Origin of the sequence: Akkermansia sp. UNK.MGS-1 (genome assembly GCF_000980515.1) — a bacterium.
GTDB lineage: Bacteria > Verrucomicrobiota > Verrucomicrobiia > Verrucomicrobiales > Akkermansiaceae > Akkermansia > Akkermansia muciniphila.
Genome location: NZ_LBCB01000005.1, coordinates 83,372 through 98,668 on the forward strand (window position 1 = coordinate 83,372; position 15,297 = coordinate 98,668).

Sequence of the window (15,297 nt, forward strand, 5' to 3'; positions counted from 1 at the left end):
TAATGGCGGTCAGCGTTCCGTGTTGGCGGAGCCTTGTTTCTGTTTCTCGAATTGCCGGGCATCCACGAGGGTCCTGTACCACCATCCCTGCATGAAATGCCATAAAAATCCTTCCCTGCCGTCCAGAAAACCCAGTTTCAGGAAGTAACGGTAGCAGAAGTAGGCGAAGGAACGCCAGAAGAGCGGCTGGCGGGCGTAGCGTTCCTTCATAGCGCGTTTTCTGCCTGCCTGGCCGTCGATGCCGGAGGCCGCCGCGGAGGAGGAGAGGATGTCTTCAATATCCGCCGCTTCCCGGGCGGAATAGTCCACGTGTTTGTGCGCCCACCATCCCAGGTCATTCAGGTTTTCGTCCACGAAGTCATATTCGAATTCAACGGAGCGGCCCCGGCTGAGTTCCATGTGTTCGTCCATATGGCGCTGTTCGCACCTGGCCGCGCCGTAGCGGAACAGCCGCAGCAGTTTGACCGGGTAAACGCCGTGCTTCATCCACCGGCCCAGGAAAATATGCCTGCGCTTATGGATGATTCCGGTGACGTCCGGGGAAAGGGCGGGCAGTTTTTCCTTCAGCTCTTCCAGGGCTTCCGGCATGAACCATTCGTCCGCGTCCAGCCTCAGCACCCATTCTGCGGTGATGGGGCAGTTGTCCAGAGCCCAGTTGAACTGGAGGGCGTACAGGCCGGGCCATTCATGCTGGATGACCTTCACCCTGGGGTATTCCCGGCAGATGGCGGTGGTGTTGTCTGTGGAAAAACAGTCAATGACAAAGACTTCTTTAGCGACGGGCAGAATGTTTTCCAGACAGCGGCGGATATGGAGTTCCTCATTTCTGGCGAGGATGATAACGGAGAGGTCAAGCATGGTTTAGCGGAGCGTGCGTTGTTTGATGAATCGGGCCGGGTTCCCGCCCACAACCGTCCAGGGAGCCACATCCCTGAATACGGCGCTGCGGGCTCCTACCACGGCTCCCCGGCCAACCGTCACCCCCATGCCCACAAAGGCCTGCGCCGCCACCCATGCCTGGTCTTCCACGGTAATGGGGGCAGAGATAAGGGCGTGGGCGGGGTCCGAGATGTCATGGGAGGCCGTGCAGAGGAAGGCCCCCTGGGAAATGACGGCGTGGTTTCCGATGGAGATGGGGGCCTTGTTGTAGATTTCCGTATCAGGGCCGATGCAGGCGTATTCCCCTACGGAGAGATTCCATGGCGCCCAGATTTTACTGCTGGGGTAAACGAGGGAGGCAAGCGGTATGTTTGCCCCGAACAGGCGGAGCAGCAGATTCCGGGGGACTTTCATGGCGTTGGTGACCAAGAGCCGGAAGAGAGTCCGGTTGACGATGTACCAGCAATACCGTTTGAGGCGGTGGCTGAGGGAGTAGTGTTCCTGGTAACGGGAAAGATCCATGGCTGGGGGTGGAGGTGAGTGGTGAAAGAGGGGTTATGGCCGGGGTGCGGCGGCTGGTTCCGCGTCTGTTTTTATTCCGGTGGAAAAGGGGGCCAGCGGCCCTTCCGCGGACTGGCCCGCCTTTTGGAAATAGATGTTCCGGAAGGCGCGTCCTTCTCCGGTTCCCCAAAGCGGGGCGTTCCAGGGATGTGCCGGATGGTGGAGATGCCCCTTCCATTCCCGCTGCATGTTGGCCAGCCGCGCGGGCTTCGTCAAGGCGAGCGTGGGTGCGGCCTTGGCGAAGACGGAGAGGCTGGGGAGCGCGGCCAGGATCAGGTAACAGACGCACAGCCGGCGCCACCGGGGCGGCCCCATCCGTTCCGAGAAGATGCGGGTGAAGAGGAGAGCCAGGCAGAAGAAGCTGACGCTGGAGGCCTTGTAGCAGAATTCATTGTAGCCGCCCACGGAACCTATGTAAATGAAGTAGGTAAGGGTGAGAATGGCCAGGGCTGACCAGAACAGGGCGTCTTTTTTGAAGCGGCGGAACAGGAGCGCCGCCGGGACGCCTACCGTCAGCAGCCAGGAGCCGACCATGGCGGCCCAGAATTTCCAGTTGCCGTACTGGAGCAGGTCAAAGGGGGAATCCTGCCACGTCAGGCGGATGCGGTTGTTTCCATTGCTGCTCGTGAAATAGATGCCGGCCAGCAGCACCAGCGCGGCGCCCGCCAGCACTGTCCAGGAGGAGAAGTATTGCCTGACGGGCGTGCGGCGGATCAGCGTGCTGACGGCGATGAAGACCAGAAGGCCCAGCGAGCCGATGGGTGAGGCGAGCAGGCACAGGGAGGCCAGGAAGAGCTGGTTTTTGGGCGGAATGTCCCAGGCGGCCGCCATGGACAGGAACAGCCACAGCAGCGTGGTGTGATGGAAGGTGTTGTGAAGCTGCATGGTGGGGGGCACGCCCCCGAAGAACGCCAGTACCGTCAGGTAAAGTTCATGGGCCAGCGGCCCCTGCAAATGGAATAAATGAAGCCCCCACCTGACGATGCCGTCCAGCGGGCCCTGGAAGATGAGCAGGAGCAGGAAAAGCAGGGTGGCTGTACGGAATTTGCTCCAGAGGACCGTGAGGGTCAGCGCCAGCCCCAGCCCCGTCCAGGCGGTCAGGACGTAGTTGATGATGAAGATGTCCGAACAGGAGAAACATTTGCACGCCAGAGCCGGGGGAAGCCAGAAGGCGAGGTAGTAGATGAAGGGCCGCCCGCCCGCGTCCACCAGCGGCCAGTCGCAGCGGATGAGAGTTTCATAAATGGGGTTGCGGACCACGAAGTCCGCGTGCTGGGAAGTGATTCTCGTCATTCCGCCCGCCAGAAGCCACAGAAGGGAAAGGGCGAGGACGCAGAGGTAAATGGCCATCTGGCGCCTGGTGAAATGAAGCGTAGGGGCCGGGATTGTTGCGCCCAGCAGGACGGCTGCCGCGGCTACGGCCGCAGCGGCCGGAACGGAGAACAGGGGCCTGACCCATCCCAGCAGAAAAAGGATGGTCGGGAGTGCCATATAGGCCACGGCGCAGGACGCAGCAAGCCTCCCGCTGACGGTGAATGCGATGTCCGTTTGTTTCCGGGTCTGTTCCATGTAGAGGGAAAGGGGGAAGGCGTGTTCAGGAGGCGTCTGGGCGGAAAGCTTTTTCCCACTGGGGAATGATATGTTCCCGCGTGAATTTCCGGCTTTTGGCTATGGCGTTCCTCGCCATGGCGTGCAGGTCGGCCGGTTCCCGCATCAGCCCTGCGGCCATTTCCGCCATCCGATGCGCCTGGAAACCGCTGGCTGCGGGCAGGATGCAGCCGTCCTTTCCGTGGTCCACCAGGTCATAGGCGGCGGAGAAGCTTCCGTAAACGATGGGGGAGACGCCGAAGGACATGCCTTCCACGATTACCAGGCCGAATCCTTCATATTCCGAGGTTAACAAGAGCAGGGAGGCCTGTTCGTAATACGGGGCAGGATTTTGGAAGCCTTCAAAGGAAACGTGTTCCAGGCGGTGTTCCGCGCAGAATTCCTGAAGGGAGCGTTTTTCCGGCCCGTCACCCACCAGGCGGAGAGTCCAGTCCGGGAAGCGGGGTTCCAGCAGCGCCCACGTTTCCAGCACGCGGGAGACCCGTTTCTGGTTGGGTTCCAGCCGTCCGACAAAGAGAACCTCCTTTTTCTTGAGGGCCGGATCATAGCGGAATTCCGGGTTTTCCACGGTAATGGGGTTGGGAATCGTCAGAAGTTTTCCGGTATCTTTCAGTCCGGTGATGTTCCGGAAAGCCTGGTGGAAACTGTCTGAAAGGAGAATGTAACGGTCACTGTGAGCGTAAACGTAACGCAGGCTGGCCCCGGTGGCCATGGCGCAGCCTTTCAGCAGAAGGCGCAGGAACGCCCTGTTCACCGGGTTTCCCGTCCGGGCCATGCGCATCCGGAGGCCTTCCAGCCGTGCGTTGCAGTCCGGGGCGTTATGGTGGACGGCCAGCAGGCGGCAGGGCAGGCCTTTCATGGCTTTCCGGCACAGCCTGGTGACGTGGAAGGGCAGGCACCACTGGTTGATGATGACGTCAATGCGGCAGGTGGCCAGGATGTCCCGCAGGGCATCCCGGTTGGCCCGGCTGGAGACGGGGTAGCTCAGCCGGTGCAGGGTGACCCGGTTGTCCAGCGCAGGGGTGGGCGTTTCCGTCACCTGTTCAAAGGAAACCACGTGCACCGCATGGCCCCGGGCGGAAAATTCATTCGCCAAAATGGCGGTGACGGTTTCCACGCCGCCCACGGAAGGGAATTTTCCGAGCAAAAAGAGGATGTTCATGGGAGATAGACAAATTCCGGTTTGGCTTCCTGCCCCAGCAGATACCGGTACAGGCGTTTCATGCAGTCGGCCGCGTGGGGGGCGGCGCAGGTTTCCATGACGAGGGCGCGGCCGCGTTCGCCCATGGCGAGCCTTTCCTGCGGGGAGAGGCTGAAGGCGTTTTCCAGGGCTGCGGCCAGGGAAGAGGAATCGTTGCCGCACCACCAGCCGCACCGGCGGGTGTTCAGCGCTTCCCACGGCGTTCCCCGGCTGGCGATGACGGGCGTTCCCGCCAGCAGGGCCTCCGCAATGCTCATGCCGAAGTTTTCCTGGTGGCTGGGGGCGCACAGGACGTCCAGAGAAGCGAGCATTTCATATTTCCGTCTTCCGGAGACAAAGCCTGTGAAGGAGATATTGGAAATGTTTTCCGCCCGGACCAGTTCTTCCAGCCGGGCCTTGTATTCCGGGTCTCCGTCCCCGATGAGCAGAAGCTCCGCGTTCGGGAGGCGCAGCTGCCCCCAGGCCGTGATCAGGGCCTCCAGATTTTTGATGGGATGGAGTCTTCCCAGGAATCCGGCCCGGAAGCCCTCGTGCCCGGGGCGCCTGATATCCGCAAGATATTCCGGAATCCGCACCGGATTGGGGATGACGGCCACGGGGTTGGAAAAGCCCATGTCCCTGTAGTATTCCATTTCCTTGTCGCAGGTGACGTGGACGCAGGCGGCTCCGGAGATGTCTTTCCGGTGCCCCAGGGCGAGCATGAGTTTCTTTTTCCAGCCACCGCGCTCCAGCGCCTGGGGGTACAGCATGCCGTGCAGGGAAACGATGCAGGGGGTGTCCGTTTTGCGCGCGTGCGCGCATGTAGCGTGGTTGACGTCCAGCCACAGGCCGTTGGTGTGGTAGAGGCTGTATCGGGAACCGGCCAGAAAACGGCGTATGTTCCGGGAGACGGCGAGGGGAGTGCGGGCGTCAAACGGGCAGGCATGGATAAAGCTGTCTTCTCCCACCATCCGTTCTTCCGGGGAGCCGGGCTGGAGGGTGAGGATGTCCGTGGGCATGCCGGAAGCGTTCAGAGCTTTGACCAGGTCATAAGTGCAGGTGCTGGTGCCCCCCGAACGGGAGTCAAGGGATGCGATGGTTTGTAATATGGGAGCCATTAATCTAAAAGGGAGGTATATGCCTTGAGCTGCGCTTCCACGCGGCCGTTCCAGTTGATGTCCGCTACGCGGCGCGCCATGGTTTCATAGTTCTCTTCAACTTCATGAATGGCGTTGCTCAGGCCGTCGGGCGCGGCTAGGGAAAAGACCGCGCCCGTTTCCAAAGCGGTCACCATGTCGGCGGCGCTGCCCACCTTGTCGCTGGCGATGACGGGCAGCCCCCGGAAGAGGGCTTCTTCCACGACCAGCCCCCAGGGTTCATAGAGCGAGGGGAGGATGAACACGTCATGCCGTTCATAGATTTCCGGGAGCCTGTCATTGGGGAGGTGGCCCAGAAAGCGGATGTTGCCCCCGGCCATGTTTTTGAGAAATTCCTTCTGGGGACCGTCCCCCACGATGGTCAGAGGCCGCCCGTTGGAGTTGAATTCCCTGATGAGCAGTTCCAGATTTTTTTCCGGCGCGAGGCGCCCGACGTAAATGTAGTTCAGGGGGGCGGACGGGGAATGGGGACGGGGGCGGCGGCCTTCCATGTTAAAGATGCCGACGCTGCCCGTGACGTGGATGTCGCCCGGGTAGCGGATATGTTCAAACAGGGCGCGGTGGGGAGAACCGGAAGGGAGCGCCGCGCTCATGCGGCGTATGACGGCTTTTTTAAGCAGGCCTTTCCAGCCGTCCATGCCGGAATCAATGGCTGACGATTCGCAGATGACGGCATTGCGGCGTTTTGAGGAAAGAAAGCTGTAGATGTTGTATTCCGGCGCCATCCAGCCGGAGAACAGCACTCTGCGGGCCCGGACCCGGGCCATCAGTTTCAGAAGCCTGAACAGGACAAGGGCCTTGTTTCTTTTTCCCGCGTCTCCCTCATGCAGAAAGAAGTAGTCAAAGCCGTTCTCATTGCCGGAAAGCCGGGTATTGACCGCTTCCGCTCCATAGCCGTAAAGGACCAGAAGAACGGAGTGTTTTTTCGCCAGTTCCTCACAAAGCCTTGCCTTGTAGAAGGAGGGCGTATTGGTCAGGTAGATGAAGTCATATTGCTTGTTCATATTTAAAGCAGCGTCTTGAATTCATCCGGAATGCGGGTGCTGTCTCCCAGAACGGCTTCCGGAACGCGGTCCCGGAACACCCTCTTGAAATGCCTTTTGTTGAACAGGATGGGGCGTTCCCCCATGAAGGCCCCCCAGGCGGAGAAAGTGGAGTCCGAAGCGATGACCCATTTGCACTTGCTGATAGCGTACATGTCCGCGTAGGCGTTGCCGTAAAACGCGCGCCTGACGTTGGGCAGGGCCAGCAGCTCCCGCAGCTCTTCGTCCGAGCCGTCGGAAAAGAGGAGGAATTGCTGGGACGGCTTGATGGACAGGATTTCCTTGACGAGATTCACGTACCAGAGGATGTCCACCCGCATTTCCGGGGAATAGTCCCCCAGCCGCACGTGAATGGCGATGCTGTCTTTCAGGGCTTCCGGACGCACGTTTTCAATAATTTCCTTTCTGGTGATTTTTTCAATGAATTCATGCACCAGGTCCATGTGTTCATTGAGGTCGTCAAAGTATTCCCCCATGCCGCGGATTTGTTTCACCCTCCGGGAGCCGGGGCGCAATTTTCCCGCAAGCAGCAGTCGGATTTTTTTGAATCCGCTGATTCCCAGTTTATTAAAAATTTTGAAATAGACTCTTTTATCTTTCTCCCGGCGCAGGAAGGTTCCCGGGCTGAGTTTGGTCCAGGTGGGGGAAATGTAGCCTGCGTTTTCCCGCCTGCTGAGTATGTAGGCGCGAGCCGCCACAAACATGCAGTTGGCAAGCCCCGGTCCTGATAAACGGAACCAGCCAAAGTCATAATCCGAGAGGACAGGGTAGAAATAAGTTTTTTCAGATTCCATGTTTAAGGGCTGTCATGCGTTTTTGCAATACGGCGAAGGAGGTGAACAACAGGGTGGTGACCACCTGGTTGATTCCCCATAGATATGATTCGAAGTTGGCGGCGATGAGAACGGAGATAATGACGAACAGGTGTATCCTGTCATAATCGCAGGCGGATTTGTGGAATTTCCGCCAGACGGAGCAGGTATAATATGCCATGAACGCAAACAGGAAAATAGAGTAGGGAATGCCTATCATTTTCATGATGTCAAGATAGCCGTTATGGGACCCAAGGCCGCTTACCGCCTTGGCTTTTTCGCTCTGTTCCACGTCAAAGCCGTTTCCCAGGATGGGGGATTCGGCGATCATGATGAGGGTTGCTTTCCGTTCGCCTTCCCGGGAGGATGAGAAATCCATATTTTCCACGGATTCCGTGAACCGGTTCAGGCCGGTGGAAGAGATTCCCGCCATGGGCAGGATGATTTGCCAGGCGAGCACTCCGGCCAGGAGTACTGCCAGAAATTTAACGTTCAGACCGTATTTGATGACGAAGGTCAAACAGAGAATGCCTATGGAAGCCCGGCTGCCGGAAAGGAATGTGGCCAGGACGCATAGAAGGATGATGGCGATTTTTTTCTTTGAGCGGTCGGAAGAATCCAGAATCATGGCTCCTGCGCATAATGAGGAGATGGCTCCCAGCCCATTTGCGTTGCAGAATCCCAGGGTGTGGCGGCCCTCAAAAATAACATTGTTGTGAACAAAGCCGAGAAGGATGAGCAGGCTGGTGACGGCCGCCAGAATCGGCATGAGGCGCTGTAAATAGAATGACAGGTCCTTCTGGACGGAAAGCGCAATCATCAGGCAGCAGACGACCTTGGCAATCAGATAAATTCCCGTTTTCTCATTAAGGTCAAAAATACCGAATGTGAATTGATACAGGATGAAAATGAAGACGAAGGAATAGATGAAAGGAGATGATGAGACCGTCTTCCGGTCAAAGACGCGCCCGGAGTTGATCAGCAGCAACAGAGCTCCCAGCCCCAGAAGAAAGAAAGACCCCATGGAGCCAATGCTGTTTAAGAGCATGTGCTGCTGGCCAAGCTGGCAGAGAATGAAGGCAAAAGCCCAGTATTTGCAGAGTGCGGCCATGTCCGGATTCGCTGGTTTTGAGTGAAACTGAAAAAGATTGTTACTGCATATATCCCAGTTGGCGCAGTTGCGGAAGGAGACGGGTCATTCTTGTATCCCATGATGCGTTTTCCCGGGCGACGGCCAGGTTTTTATCCGCCAATTCCTGATAGGAGGAGATGTTGTCCAGAATCTGGGACAGCCGGCTGCCGATATCTTCATCCGTCTCCAGTTCAATGACGGGATTGTACCCCAGCAGATCGACCAGTTCCTTGGGGGCATGGCCGACAATGAGCGTTCCGGAAAGCATGCATTCCCAGTAGCGCTGCGTCAGCGTTTCCACATCGCCCGCCATTTCCGGGTGGGTTCGGCAGCGCGGGTAGCAGATGACGATTTTTGAGGAAGCCAGTCCTTCGCACAGCGAAGGAAAGTCCGGAAAGACGAGGCGGCCCGGCTCTTCCGGGTAAAGATAGCTGAGGCGGGGAGACGACTGCCGCATTTGAAGAATGGCCTCGTGCACGGGCTGCATCAGGCGCCCGATCTGGAGAATGTCCGTCCGGCGTCCCTCCAGGGGGCCTCCGTCCCGGTAGCCGGCGGGGTCTATGCCTTCCGGAACATGAACAGCGTGAATATGCGGAAGTTTTTCCGCCACGTATTCGCAAACTTGGGATGAGGTGCACAACAATGTTTGCACATGGTGGCGTCTCAGGGAGGAGATGAGGCGCGGCCAGTACCGGGGCCAGACGTCCCACAGCATGGGCACGATTTCATTTGCATAACCGAACGGCCACGCGAATGAATCCGGATAACCGGCTCCCGGCACCAGCAGCGCCCTGCGTGAACTGGTGAACAGGCGGAAATTCCGTGAAACGCGGGATTTGGCGATCAACAAACGCAGATTCCACGGAACGGAGATTCCCTTGACCGTTTGTCCCCCGCTGGTTGTCCATGCGTCCGCGAACCATTGCATGAAGAATTGGTAATTGCCTTCTTTTCTGATAGGTTCCAGTAATGTTAAATGTTTCATGATTTTACTGCGTTGAACATGTTTTCCCATTCAGAGACAGTCTGCTCCAGGTTGAATAGGGGCGCCGCGGCCAGTCCGTTTGCCGCATAGGTGGAGAGGTCTGATGACGTCATCTCGCGCATGGCCCGGCACAGGTCTTCCGGATTGTCCGACTCAAAAAAGATGCCGGCGTGATGTTTTCCCACTATTTCCCGGCAGATAGGTATATCCGCCGCCAGAATAGGCAGCCCGCAGCACATGGCTTCCACCTGGACGAGTCCGAAGCCTTCGCAGCGGGAGGGAAAGACCAGGATGGAATGGCGGGGAAATTCTTCCTCCATGTTTCCGCAGGGGCCGTGCAGAATGATTCGGTGGTGCAAACCGTTGGAGGATATATATTCTTCAATCCATCCTTTCAGCGGGCCATCCCCATAAATATGGAGATTCCATTCCTGGTCCGTTTCAATGAATCTGCGGAACGCGCGGACGGCCAGATCAGTCCCTTTTTGGCGGGAGAGAGCTCCGACGTAAACGAACGTTTTGCTGGTGAGGGACGATTTTCCGGCCGGTTTCATCGTGTTGGGGTTGTAAATCCGGCGGGCGGGAAGATGATGTTTTTCCTTGAATTCTTTTTCGTCCCCGTCAGACAGGACGATGACTTCATCGAAACGATGGTAATACGCCTTGATGGCCTCCTTCATGTACCGGGAGAAGAAGGCACCCATGTTGGTGAAATAATTGTCATAGGAGGCATGGGACCACGTCATGATTCTCATGCTGGGCAGGAGCTTCTTTTTGGTAAGGGCGAGAAGCAGGGAGTCTTCAAATCCGGAACCAAAAATGACCACATCATATTGATGTTTATTGAGGTGGTTCGTCAGCGCTTTTTTGAAGCCTGACGTGTAGCGCGCGGCCGCGTATAGCCGGCAGCCGAGGGCGGAGCTGAACAGAGGGGTTTTGGTGACAAGAAAGTCCGCCGCGGAGCGGCGAACTTTCTCATATAAATTCATTTCCTTGCAGTAGATATGAATTTGTTCCCGGTTGATTCCGTGAATGCCTGACTGCGGAAGGTTTTTCAGGGAATAGAGGCTTACGTCATGGTTGCGTGACAAGGCGTCCATCAGACAGGTCAGCACTTTTGGGACGCCTCCTATTCCGAAATCCGACCATGCGACAAAACAAATTTTCATCTCTGCCAATGATTTGATAACGTTTTTCTGATCCTACAAAATGGCGTTCCACCTGGATGCCAGGTTTGCGGGGCTGAATTTTTGGGATATGCTGAGGCTGTGAAGGCTGAACCGTTTCATCTCGTCGGGATTGTTCGTCAGGGCCATGATAGCGTTTGAGTAATCTTCTTCCTGAAAGGGGGGAATGAGGATGCCGTTTTCCCCGTGGGAGATAATATCCCGGACGGCAGGGTAGCTGTCAAAGGCAATAGGAACACACCCGTGCTGCATGGCTTCTACAAGAACGAGGCCGAATCCCTCAAACGTGGAAGTCATGCAGAATACGGAGGCTCTGGAATAGTAAGGTTCCGGATTTTGAAAGCCGTGGAAGGCAATTCGGGAAAGCCCCAGTTTTTGGGCGGAATCCTTAAGCAGCTCCGCATCCGGCCCGTCACCCACAATATCCAGATGCCAGTCCGGGCATGCTTTTTCCACTTTTTCCCATATGCGCAGGAGCCTGTCCACTCCTTTTGAGGGGTTGTCCAGCCTGCCGACAAACAGGCAGCGCGGTTCTTTTTTCTCTTCCCTGGGAAGAGAGGGCGGTTCCACGATATTGGGAATACAGGAGAGCTTGTTCCCGGGGACGGAGGGACACAGTTTTTTGAATTCTTCAATGCCCCCTTCCGAGAGCGTCACTATCTGGTCATAGTCTGAAGCCAGTTCCCGGAACAGGCTGCGCTGAAGCAAAACGGCCCTGCATTTTTTTAATGCCAGGATAAACGTATTATAGAAAAATGAACGTGTCTTGCCGATCAGGCCGCGTCCGGCGGGCTTCCGGTTGACGGTCCGGTAATGTTTCAGGTAGGTATATTGGGAGCTGTGCTGCACGGCAATGAGTTTAACGGAAACCCCGTTCATGTGCCCGCGACGCCGGAAAATTCCCCACCGCCCCACAATTCCTCCTTCCGTCTGGTCAATGATGGTTTCAATTCCTCTTTCCTTAATCAAGTTAAGCAGAAAATCCTGTTCTTCCTCCCGTCTGAGGGACGCGGGAATGAACACGAGATCCGTCGGAGGCACGTATTCTTCCCCCAGCCTGTTTTTGTTTCTGCAGAGGAGCGTTACCCGGTGGCCTTCACCGGCAAGCATGGCGGCCAGGCGGTGAGTGGCCCGCTCCATGCCTCCCTGTTTGCCCAGGGGTTCATTGGGAAGATAGATGACGATGTTGCTCATGGCTGGTCCTGCAGGCATTCCATCCACAGGGGAATAACCTTTTCCGGTTGATAGTTCGTTAATACTCTGGTGGAGGGAGGGACGTAGGGGCCGCTCATCAGTTCATCCATCTCCCGCGCGAAGAGGCGCAGGCTGAAGGGCGGGATGAGCCGTCCCGTCTCCCGGTCCGGCAGCATGTCTTCGGCAGCGTGGAAACTGTTGAAAACCACAGGAACGCAGCCGTAGGAAAGAGCTTCGTTAATCACCATGGGCATGCCTTCATGGGTGGAGGTGAGGCAGAGTATTCTGGCCTTGCGGTAATAGGGCGCGGGTTCCTGGACCCCTTCAAAATGGACGTTTTCCAGCTTCAGCCGTTCCGCCATCCGTTCCAGATTGCCGCGTTCCGGGCCGTCCCCCACCAGGTACAGATGCCAGTCCGGATGAAGCGGCTGCACTTTTTTCCAGACGTTCAGCAGGCGATCCACCTTTTTGGGAGAATCCGCCAGCCGCCCCACATAAAGAACGGCGTTTTCCTTTCCGGAAAGGTCGGGCTGAACGGGATCATAAGTCAGCAGGTTGGGGATGGCGTACAGACGGGCTCTTTCCGGCGCTCCCGCCAGCTGGAGGGCGTCTTCCGTGTAATGCCGGGAAAGAAAGACCACCTTGTCTGACCCGCGGAACATGTCCCTGTATTTCCTCCTTTTGTTGCTGACGGCCGCATGTTTTTTATAGGGCAGCAGCGCATGGCGCAGCAGCGTTTTTATGGTATTTCCCCAGGTGGAGAAATCCTTCCGGAGCAGGGAGGGGAAGTAATCCAGCCCTGTGCGGACGTCAAAGGAAATCCAGGAAATGATGGACGCCTGGATGTCAAGGTGTTCATGGCTGAAAAAGAAGGAGTCATCCTGATTGGCCCCGCAGTTGATGAGGCCGTCCGTCTTTTGTGCGGAACATAGATTTTCCACATATTCCCTGTTTTCCCTGCAGAAGAGCGTGTCCTGCCGCGGTAGGGTGAAATAAGGCAGTTCGCCGGGAGGGGCATCCGCCTGTTGGAGAGACAGGAAGGAAACCCGGTGGCCGTGCCGCGACAGGGCTTGCGCCAGAAGATACGCCGCCCGTTCCGTTCCTCCCGCATGGGGCAGGATGGGTTGGTCAAAATAGAAAATCAGGTTCATGACGCAGTGACGGACAGGTGCGGATTGGGAAAATCTAGCGGGTTTTGAACAGGTAATGGATGGGATTGCGCGTGCTGCCTGCTTTGGCCAGCAACCGGGTTACTCCGTAATGCCACGGGTAAGGGAGGTTGTTTTTCCTGAATGCCTGTTTGTTCTGGCGCGTGTTCCTCAGGATGGCCCGCAGGCCCGCCGTACTGGAGCCGCCGGTGCGCATGAATACCATGTCGCGGTCGATATAGGCGGTGGAAATATGGTTTTTTTCTATAAAGCGCAGCATGAGCTCAAAATCCGCCGCGCTGCCGATAGCGGGGTCAAAGCCGCCGTAACGGGTAAAGCAGTCCCTTTTACAATAGAATGTGGGGTGCGCCGGGCACCAGCCGCGCTGGAAGGAGCCGGGACGATACTCCGTTCCGCGCCATGTGCGTACGATTTCCCTTGCCCCGTTGATGTAGTGCAGATTGCCATGTACGGCATCCGCCCCATGCCGGGCAAACGCTTCGGCAATGGTTTCCAGCACGCCTCCGTCCTGGTAATAGTCATCCGCATTCAGAAAGCCGATGATATCTCCCGTAGCCATGCTTATCCCTTTGTTCATGGCATCATAAATCCCCTTGTCCGGTTCGGATAGCCATTTCATGCGGCCGGAAAATTGATGACTGTATTTTTCAATCAATTCCACGGTTCCGTCCTTGCTGGCCCCGTCCACCACAATGCTTTCCATGTCCGGATAGGTTTGCCGCAGAATGCTTTCCAGCGTGTCTTGCAGCGTTGCAATGCTGTTATAACAAACCGTAATGACTGAAATTTTCATTTTTGGCGGGGGGGGGAGAGGAAATTTTATTGGACGCTTTTCTGACGGCTCCTCATGATAAGCTGGGTATTTACCCTAAGACCTTTGGTCGGCAGGTCTTTGGGAGTCAAGGGATGAGCGGGTATGCTCAGGGAGGGGACAGGTTCTTTTCGGATACTTCTTAAAATGAGTTGCGTATTTTCTTTCAATCCGTAGGTCATCAAATCTCTGGGCTTCAGTACACGGGCCGGTGTACTCAGGGCATCCGGACGCTGCTGAATACCTTCCCTCTCGACAACCTTGAGGAAGGTGTAAAAAAGGATATTCAGGTCATACCGGAAGGTCAGGTGGCGTTGGTAGCTCAGGTCATAACATACCCGCTGACGGAAGGTGAGGTTGTTGCGTCCGCGAATCTGGGCCAGCCCCGTGATGCCCGGGCGCAGGGACATTCTTTTTTTCCGGGTGGAAGGGGTAAAAATGGCCATTTGATCGGGAATCCAGGGACGTGGGCCGATAAAGCTCATGTCCCCCAGCAGAACGTTGATGAGTTCAGGCAGTTCGTCCAGGGAGGTGCTGCGCAGCAGGGAGCCCAAGACTGTTGTGCGTTCTTCGTCCGGGAGCAGGTTCCCTTCCTTGTCCCTGGTGTCTTTCATGGTTTTGAATTTGATGATATGAAAGGGTTTGAGGCCGTGCCCGATGCGTTTTTGCAGGAAGAAGGGAGATGTCCGCTGGACGATGGCCAGCAGAATAGCCAGAATGGATAATACCGGAAACAGACATATAAGGCCGAAGAGTGCACCCGTGAAATCCAGGGCGCGTTTTCCGTAGCGTCTGTAAAAATGATGATTACGATACAGCGGGGTGCTGAAGGGGATATTAGTTGTAGGGGTTGGCATGGGTGTAGTACGAGAGGTTGTTGATAGGGTGAGTAGGCAGAGTCAGTTTTTCAGAGGCATGCGTTTGGCCATGGCGATGTTGTGGCTGTCTGTTCCCCACCATTCGTAAAGTTGACGGGTGCGGAACGTTTGTGCCAAGGCTGCGGCGGATTTGCCGTAAAATCCTTTCAGGGAGCCGACATTGCCCTGATATTTGACGCCTTCCTGTTGAGTCAGTTGGAGGAAATCTTCCTGCTGCAGGAGGCGGCCATAGCGTTCAGGGTGCGCCAGGACAGGGATATAGCCCCTGTCCCGGACGGCGCTGATCATGTCCTTCCAGGCGCCGGGAAGGTAGTACTGGGGCAGTTCCACCAGAAGGTGGATTCCGTCGTAGGTCAGGGGAGTGTATCGGCGCAGCTGCTCATTGAACTGGTTGTCCAGCATGTATTCCGCCGCGAGCCGGAGCTGGAATTGTTCTTCCCTGGTGTCGGCAAGCAACTGGTCGAAACGGCGGCGCAGGAAATCGGGCGTATTGTCCGGGTAGCGCGCCATGATATGGGGGGTGCAGTAAGCTCCTTTAAGTCCCATGGCCTTGAGCCGGCGAATGATTCCCAGGCTTTCTTCAAGGCAGGTGGCTCCGTCGTCTACTCCCCATAGAATATGGGTGTGCATGTCCATGCCGTCCGGAAAGAGGCTGGATGTCGCATACCGGGGGGTGAACAGGTTGCCGAACATGATTGCTG

General features: G+C 56.7%; 15 protein-coding genes. All 15 read right to left on the bottom strand.

Annotation, left to right across the window (positions count from 1 at the left end):
• Positions 1-9: 9 nt before the first annotated feature.
• The 15 genes from WW58_RS02630 to WW58_RS02700 are packed head-to-tail and all read right to left on the bottom strand — an operon-like array spanning position 10 to position 15,289.
• Positions 10-858, bottom strand: coding sequence for a glycosyltransferase family 2 protein (locus WW58_RS02630; protein WP_046435172.1), 849 nt, complete (start codon positions 856-858; stop codon positions 10-12).
• Between the two features lie 3 nt (positions 859-861).
• The gene (locus WW58_RS02635; RefSeq protein WP_046435175.1) at positions 862-1,401 is read right to left on the bottom strand and encodes a transferase; all 540 of its coding nucleotides are present in this window, start codon (positions 1,399-1,401) and stop codon (positions 862-864) included.
• Between the two features lie 33 nt (positions 1,402-1,434).
• Entirely contained in the window at positions 1,435-3,009 is a 1,575-nt protein-coding gene (locus WW58_RS02640; RefSeq protein WP_046435177.1) for a hypothetical protein, read from the bottom strand.
• Positions 3,010-3,034: 25 nt separating this feature from the next.
• Positions 3,035-4,210 carry a glycosyltransferase gene (locus WW58_RS02645; RefSeq protein ID WP_046435179.1) on the bottom strand — a complete coding sequence of 392 codons (1,176 nt, stop codon included), beginning with the start codon at positions 4,208-4,210 and terminating at the stop codon, positions 3,035-3,037.
• Entirely contained in the window at positions 4,207-5,346 is a 1,140-nt protein-coding gene (locus WW58_RS02650; RefSeq protein ID WP_046435180.1) for a glycosyltransferase, read from the bottom strand. Before WW58_RS02650 ends, WW58_RS02645 begins: the two co-directional genes overlap by 4 nt.
• Positions 5,346-6,389: a glycosyltransferase gene (locus WW58_RS02655; protein WP_046435182.1), complete on the bottom strand. Its 1,044-nt coding sequence runs from the start codon at positions 6,387-6,389 to the stop codon at positions 5,346-5,348. The genes WW58_RS02650 and WW58_RS02655 overlap by 1 nt, the downstream gene beginning before the upstream one ends.
• A 2-nt stretch (positions 6,390-6,391) precedes the next feature.
• Positions 6,392-7,222 (bottom strand): alpha-1,2-fucosyltransferase, encoded by an 831-nt coding sequence (locus WW58_RS02660; protein WP_046435183.1) that lies wholly within the window; start codon positions 7,220-7,222, stop codon positions 6,392-6,394.
• Positions 7,212-8,351, bottom strand: coding sequence for an O-antigen ligase family protein (locus tag WW58_RS02665; RefSeq protein WP_046435185.1), 1,140 nt, complete (start codon positions 8,349-8,351; stop codon positions 7,212-7,214). Before WW58_RS02665 ends, WW58_RS02660 begins: the two co-directional genes overlap by 11 nt.
• A gap of 40 nt (positions 8,352-8,391) precedes the next feature.
• Positions 8,392-9,357 (bottom strand): glycosyltransferase, encoded by a 966-nt coding sequence (locus WW58_RS02670; protein ID WP_046435187.1) that lies wholly within the window; start codon positions 9,355-9,357, stop codon positions 8,392-8,394.
• Positions 9,354-10,526, bottom strand: a complete 1,173-nt coding sequence (locus tag WW58_RS02675; RefSeq protein WP_102758500.1) for a glycosyltransferase — start codon at positions 10,524-10,526, stop codon at positions 9,354-9,356. Before WW58_RS02675 ends, WW58_RS02670 begins: the two co-directional genes overlap by 4 nt.
• Positions 10,527-10,559: 33 nt before the next feature.
• Positions 10,560-11,738 carry a glycosyltransferase gene (locus WW58_RS12835; RefSeq protein ID WP_215841757.1) on the bottom strand — a complete coding sequence of 393 codons (1,179 nt, stop codon included), beginning with the start codon at positions 11,736-11,738 and terminating at the stop codon, positions 10,560-10,562.
• A complete protein-coding gene (locus tag WW58_RS12840; protein WP_102758498.1) occupies positions 11,735-12,889 on the bottom strand; it encodes a glycosyltransferase in 1,155 nt (384 codons plus the stop codon). Before WW58_RS12840 ends, WW58_RS12835 begins: the two co-directional genes overlap by 4 nt.
• Positions 12,890-12,923: 34 nt before the next feature.
• Positions 12,924-13,700: a glycosyltransferase family 2 protein gene (locus WW58_RS02690; protein ID WP_046435191.1), complete on the bottom strand. Its 777-nt coding sequence runs from the start codon at positions 13,698-13,700 to the stop codon at positions 12,924-12,926.
• A 26-nt stretch (positions 13,701-13,726) separates the two neighbouring features.
• Positions 13,727-14,575, bottom strand: a complete 849-nt coding sequence (locus WW58_RS02695; RefSeq protein ID WP_288143396.1) for a sugar transferase — start codon at positions 14,573-14,575, stop codon at positions 13,727-13,729.
• Positions 14,576-14,617: 42 nt separating this feature from the next.
• Positions 14,618-15,289: a CpsB/CapC family capsule biosynthesis tyrosine phosphatase gene (locus WW58_RS02700; protein ID WP_046435193.1), complete on the bottom strand. Its 672-nt coding sequence runs from the start codon at positions 15,287-15,289 to the stop codon at positions 14,618-14,620.
• Positions 15,290-15,297 lie beyond the last annotated feature (8 nt).

Excerpts from the sequence above, each read along its gene's own strand:
- WW58_RS02695 (WP_288143396.1), bottom strand. The coding sequence starts at position 14,575 with ATGCCAACCCCTACAACTAATATCCCCTTCAGCACCCCGCTGTATCGT.
- WW58_RS02635 (WP_046435175.1), bottom strand. The coding sequence starts at position 1,401 with ATGGATCTTTCCCGTTACCAGGAACACTACTCCCTCAGCCACCGCCTC.
- WW58_RS02660 (WP_046435183.1), bottom strand. The coding sequence starts at position 7,222 with ATGGAATCTGAAAAAACTTATTTCTACCCTGTCCTCTCGGATTATGAC.
- WW58_RS02650 (WP_046435180.1), bottom strand. The coding sequence starts at position 5,346 with ATGGCTCCCATATTACAAACCATCGCATCCCTTGACTCCCGTTCGGGG.
- WW58_RS02700 (WP_046435193.1), bottom strand. The coding sequence starts at position 15,289 with ATGTTCGGCAACCTGTTCACCCCCCGGTATGCGACATCCAGCCTCTTT.
- WW58_RS02645 (WP_046435179.1), bottom strand. The coding sequence starts at position 4,210 with ATGAACATCCTCTTTTTGCTCGGAAAATTCCCTTCCGTGGGCGGCGTG.
- WW58_RS12840 (WP_102758498.1), bottom strand. The coding sequence starts at position 12,889 with ATGAACCTGATTTTCTATTTTGACCAACCCATCCTGCCCCATGCGGGA.
- WW58_RS02675 (WP_102758500.1), bottom strand. The coding sequence starts at position 10,526 with ATGAAAATTTGTTTTGTCGCATGGTCGGATTTCGGAATAGGAGGCGTC.
- WW58_RS02640 (WP_046435177.1), bottom strand. The coding sequence starts at position 3,009 with ATGGAACAGACCCGGAAACAAACGGACATCGCATTCACCGTCAGCGGG.
- WW58_RS02655 (WP_046435182.1), bottom strand. The coding sequence starts at position 6,389 with ATGAACAAGCAATATGACTTCATCTACCTGACCAATACGCCCTCCTTC.
- WW58_RS02670 (WP_046435187.1), bottom strand. The coding sequence starts at position 9,357 with ATGAAACATTTAACATTACTGGAACCTATCAGAAAAGAAGGCAATTAC.
- WW58_RS02630 (WP_046435172.1), bottom strand. The coding sequence starts at position 858 with ATGCTTGACCTCTCCGTTATCATCCTCGCCAGAAATGAGGAACTCCAT.
- WW58_RS12835 (WP_215841757.1), bottom strand. The coding sequence starts at position 11,738 with ATGAGCAACATCGTCATCTATCTTCCCAATGAACCCCTGGGCAAACAG.
- WW58_RS02690 (WP_046435191.1), bottom strand. The coding sequence starts at position 13,700 with ATGAAAATTTCAGTCATTACGGTTTGTTATAACAGCATTGCAACGCTG.
- WW58_RS02665 (WP_046435185.1), bottom strand. The coding sequence starts at position 8,351 with ATGGCCGCACTCTGCAAATACTGGGCTTTTGCCTTCATTCTCTGCCAG.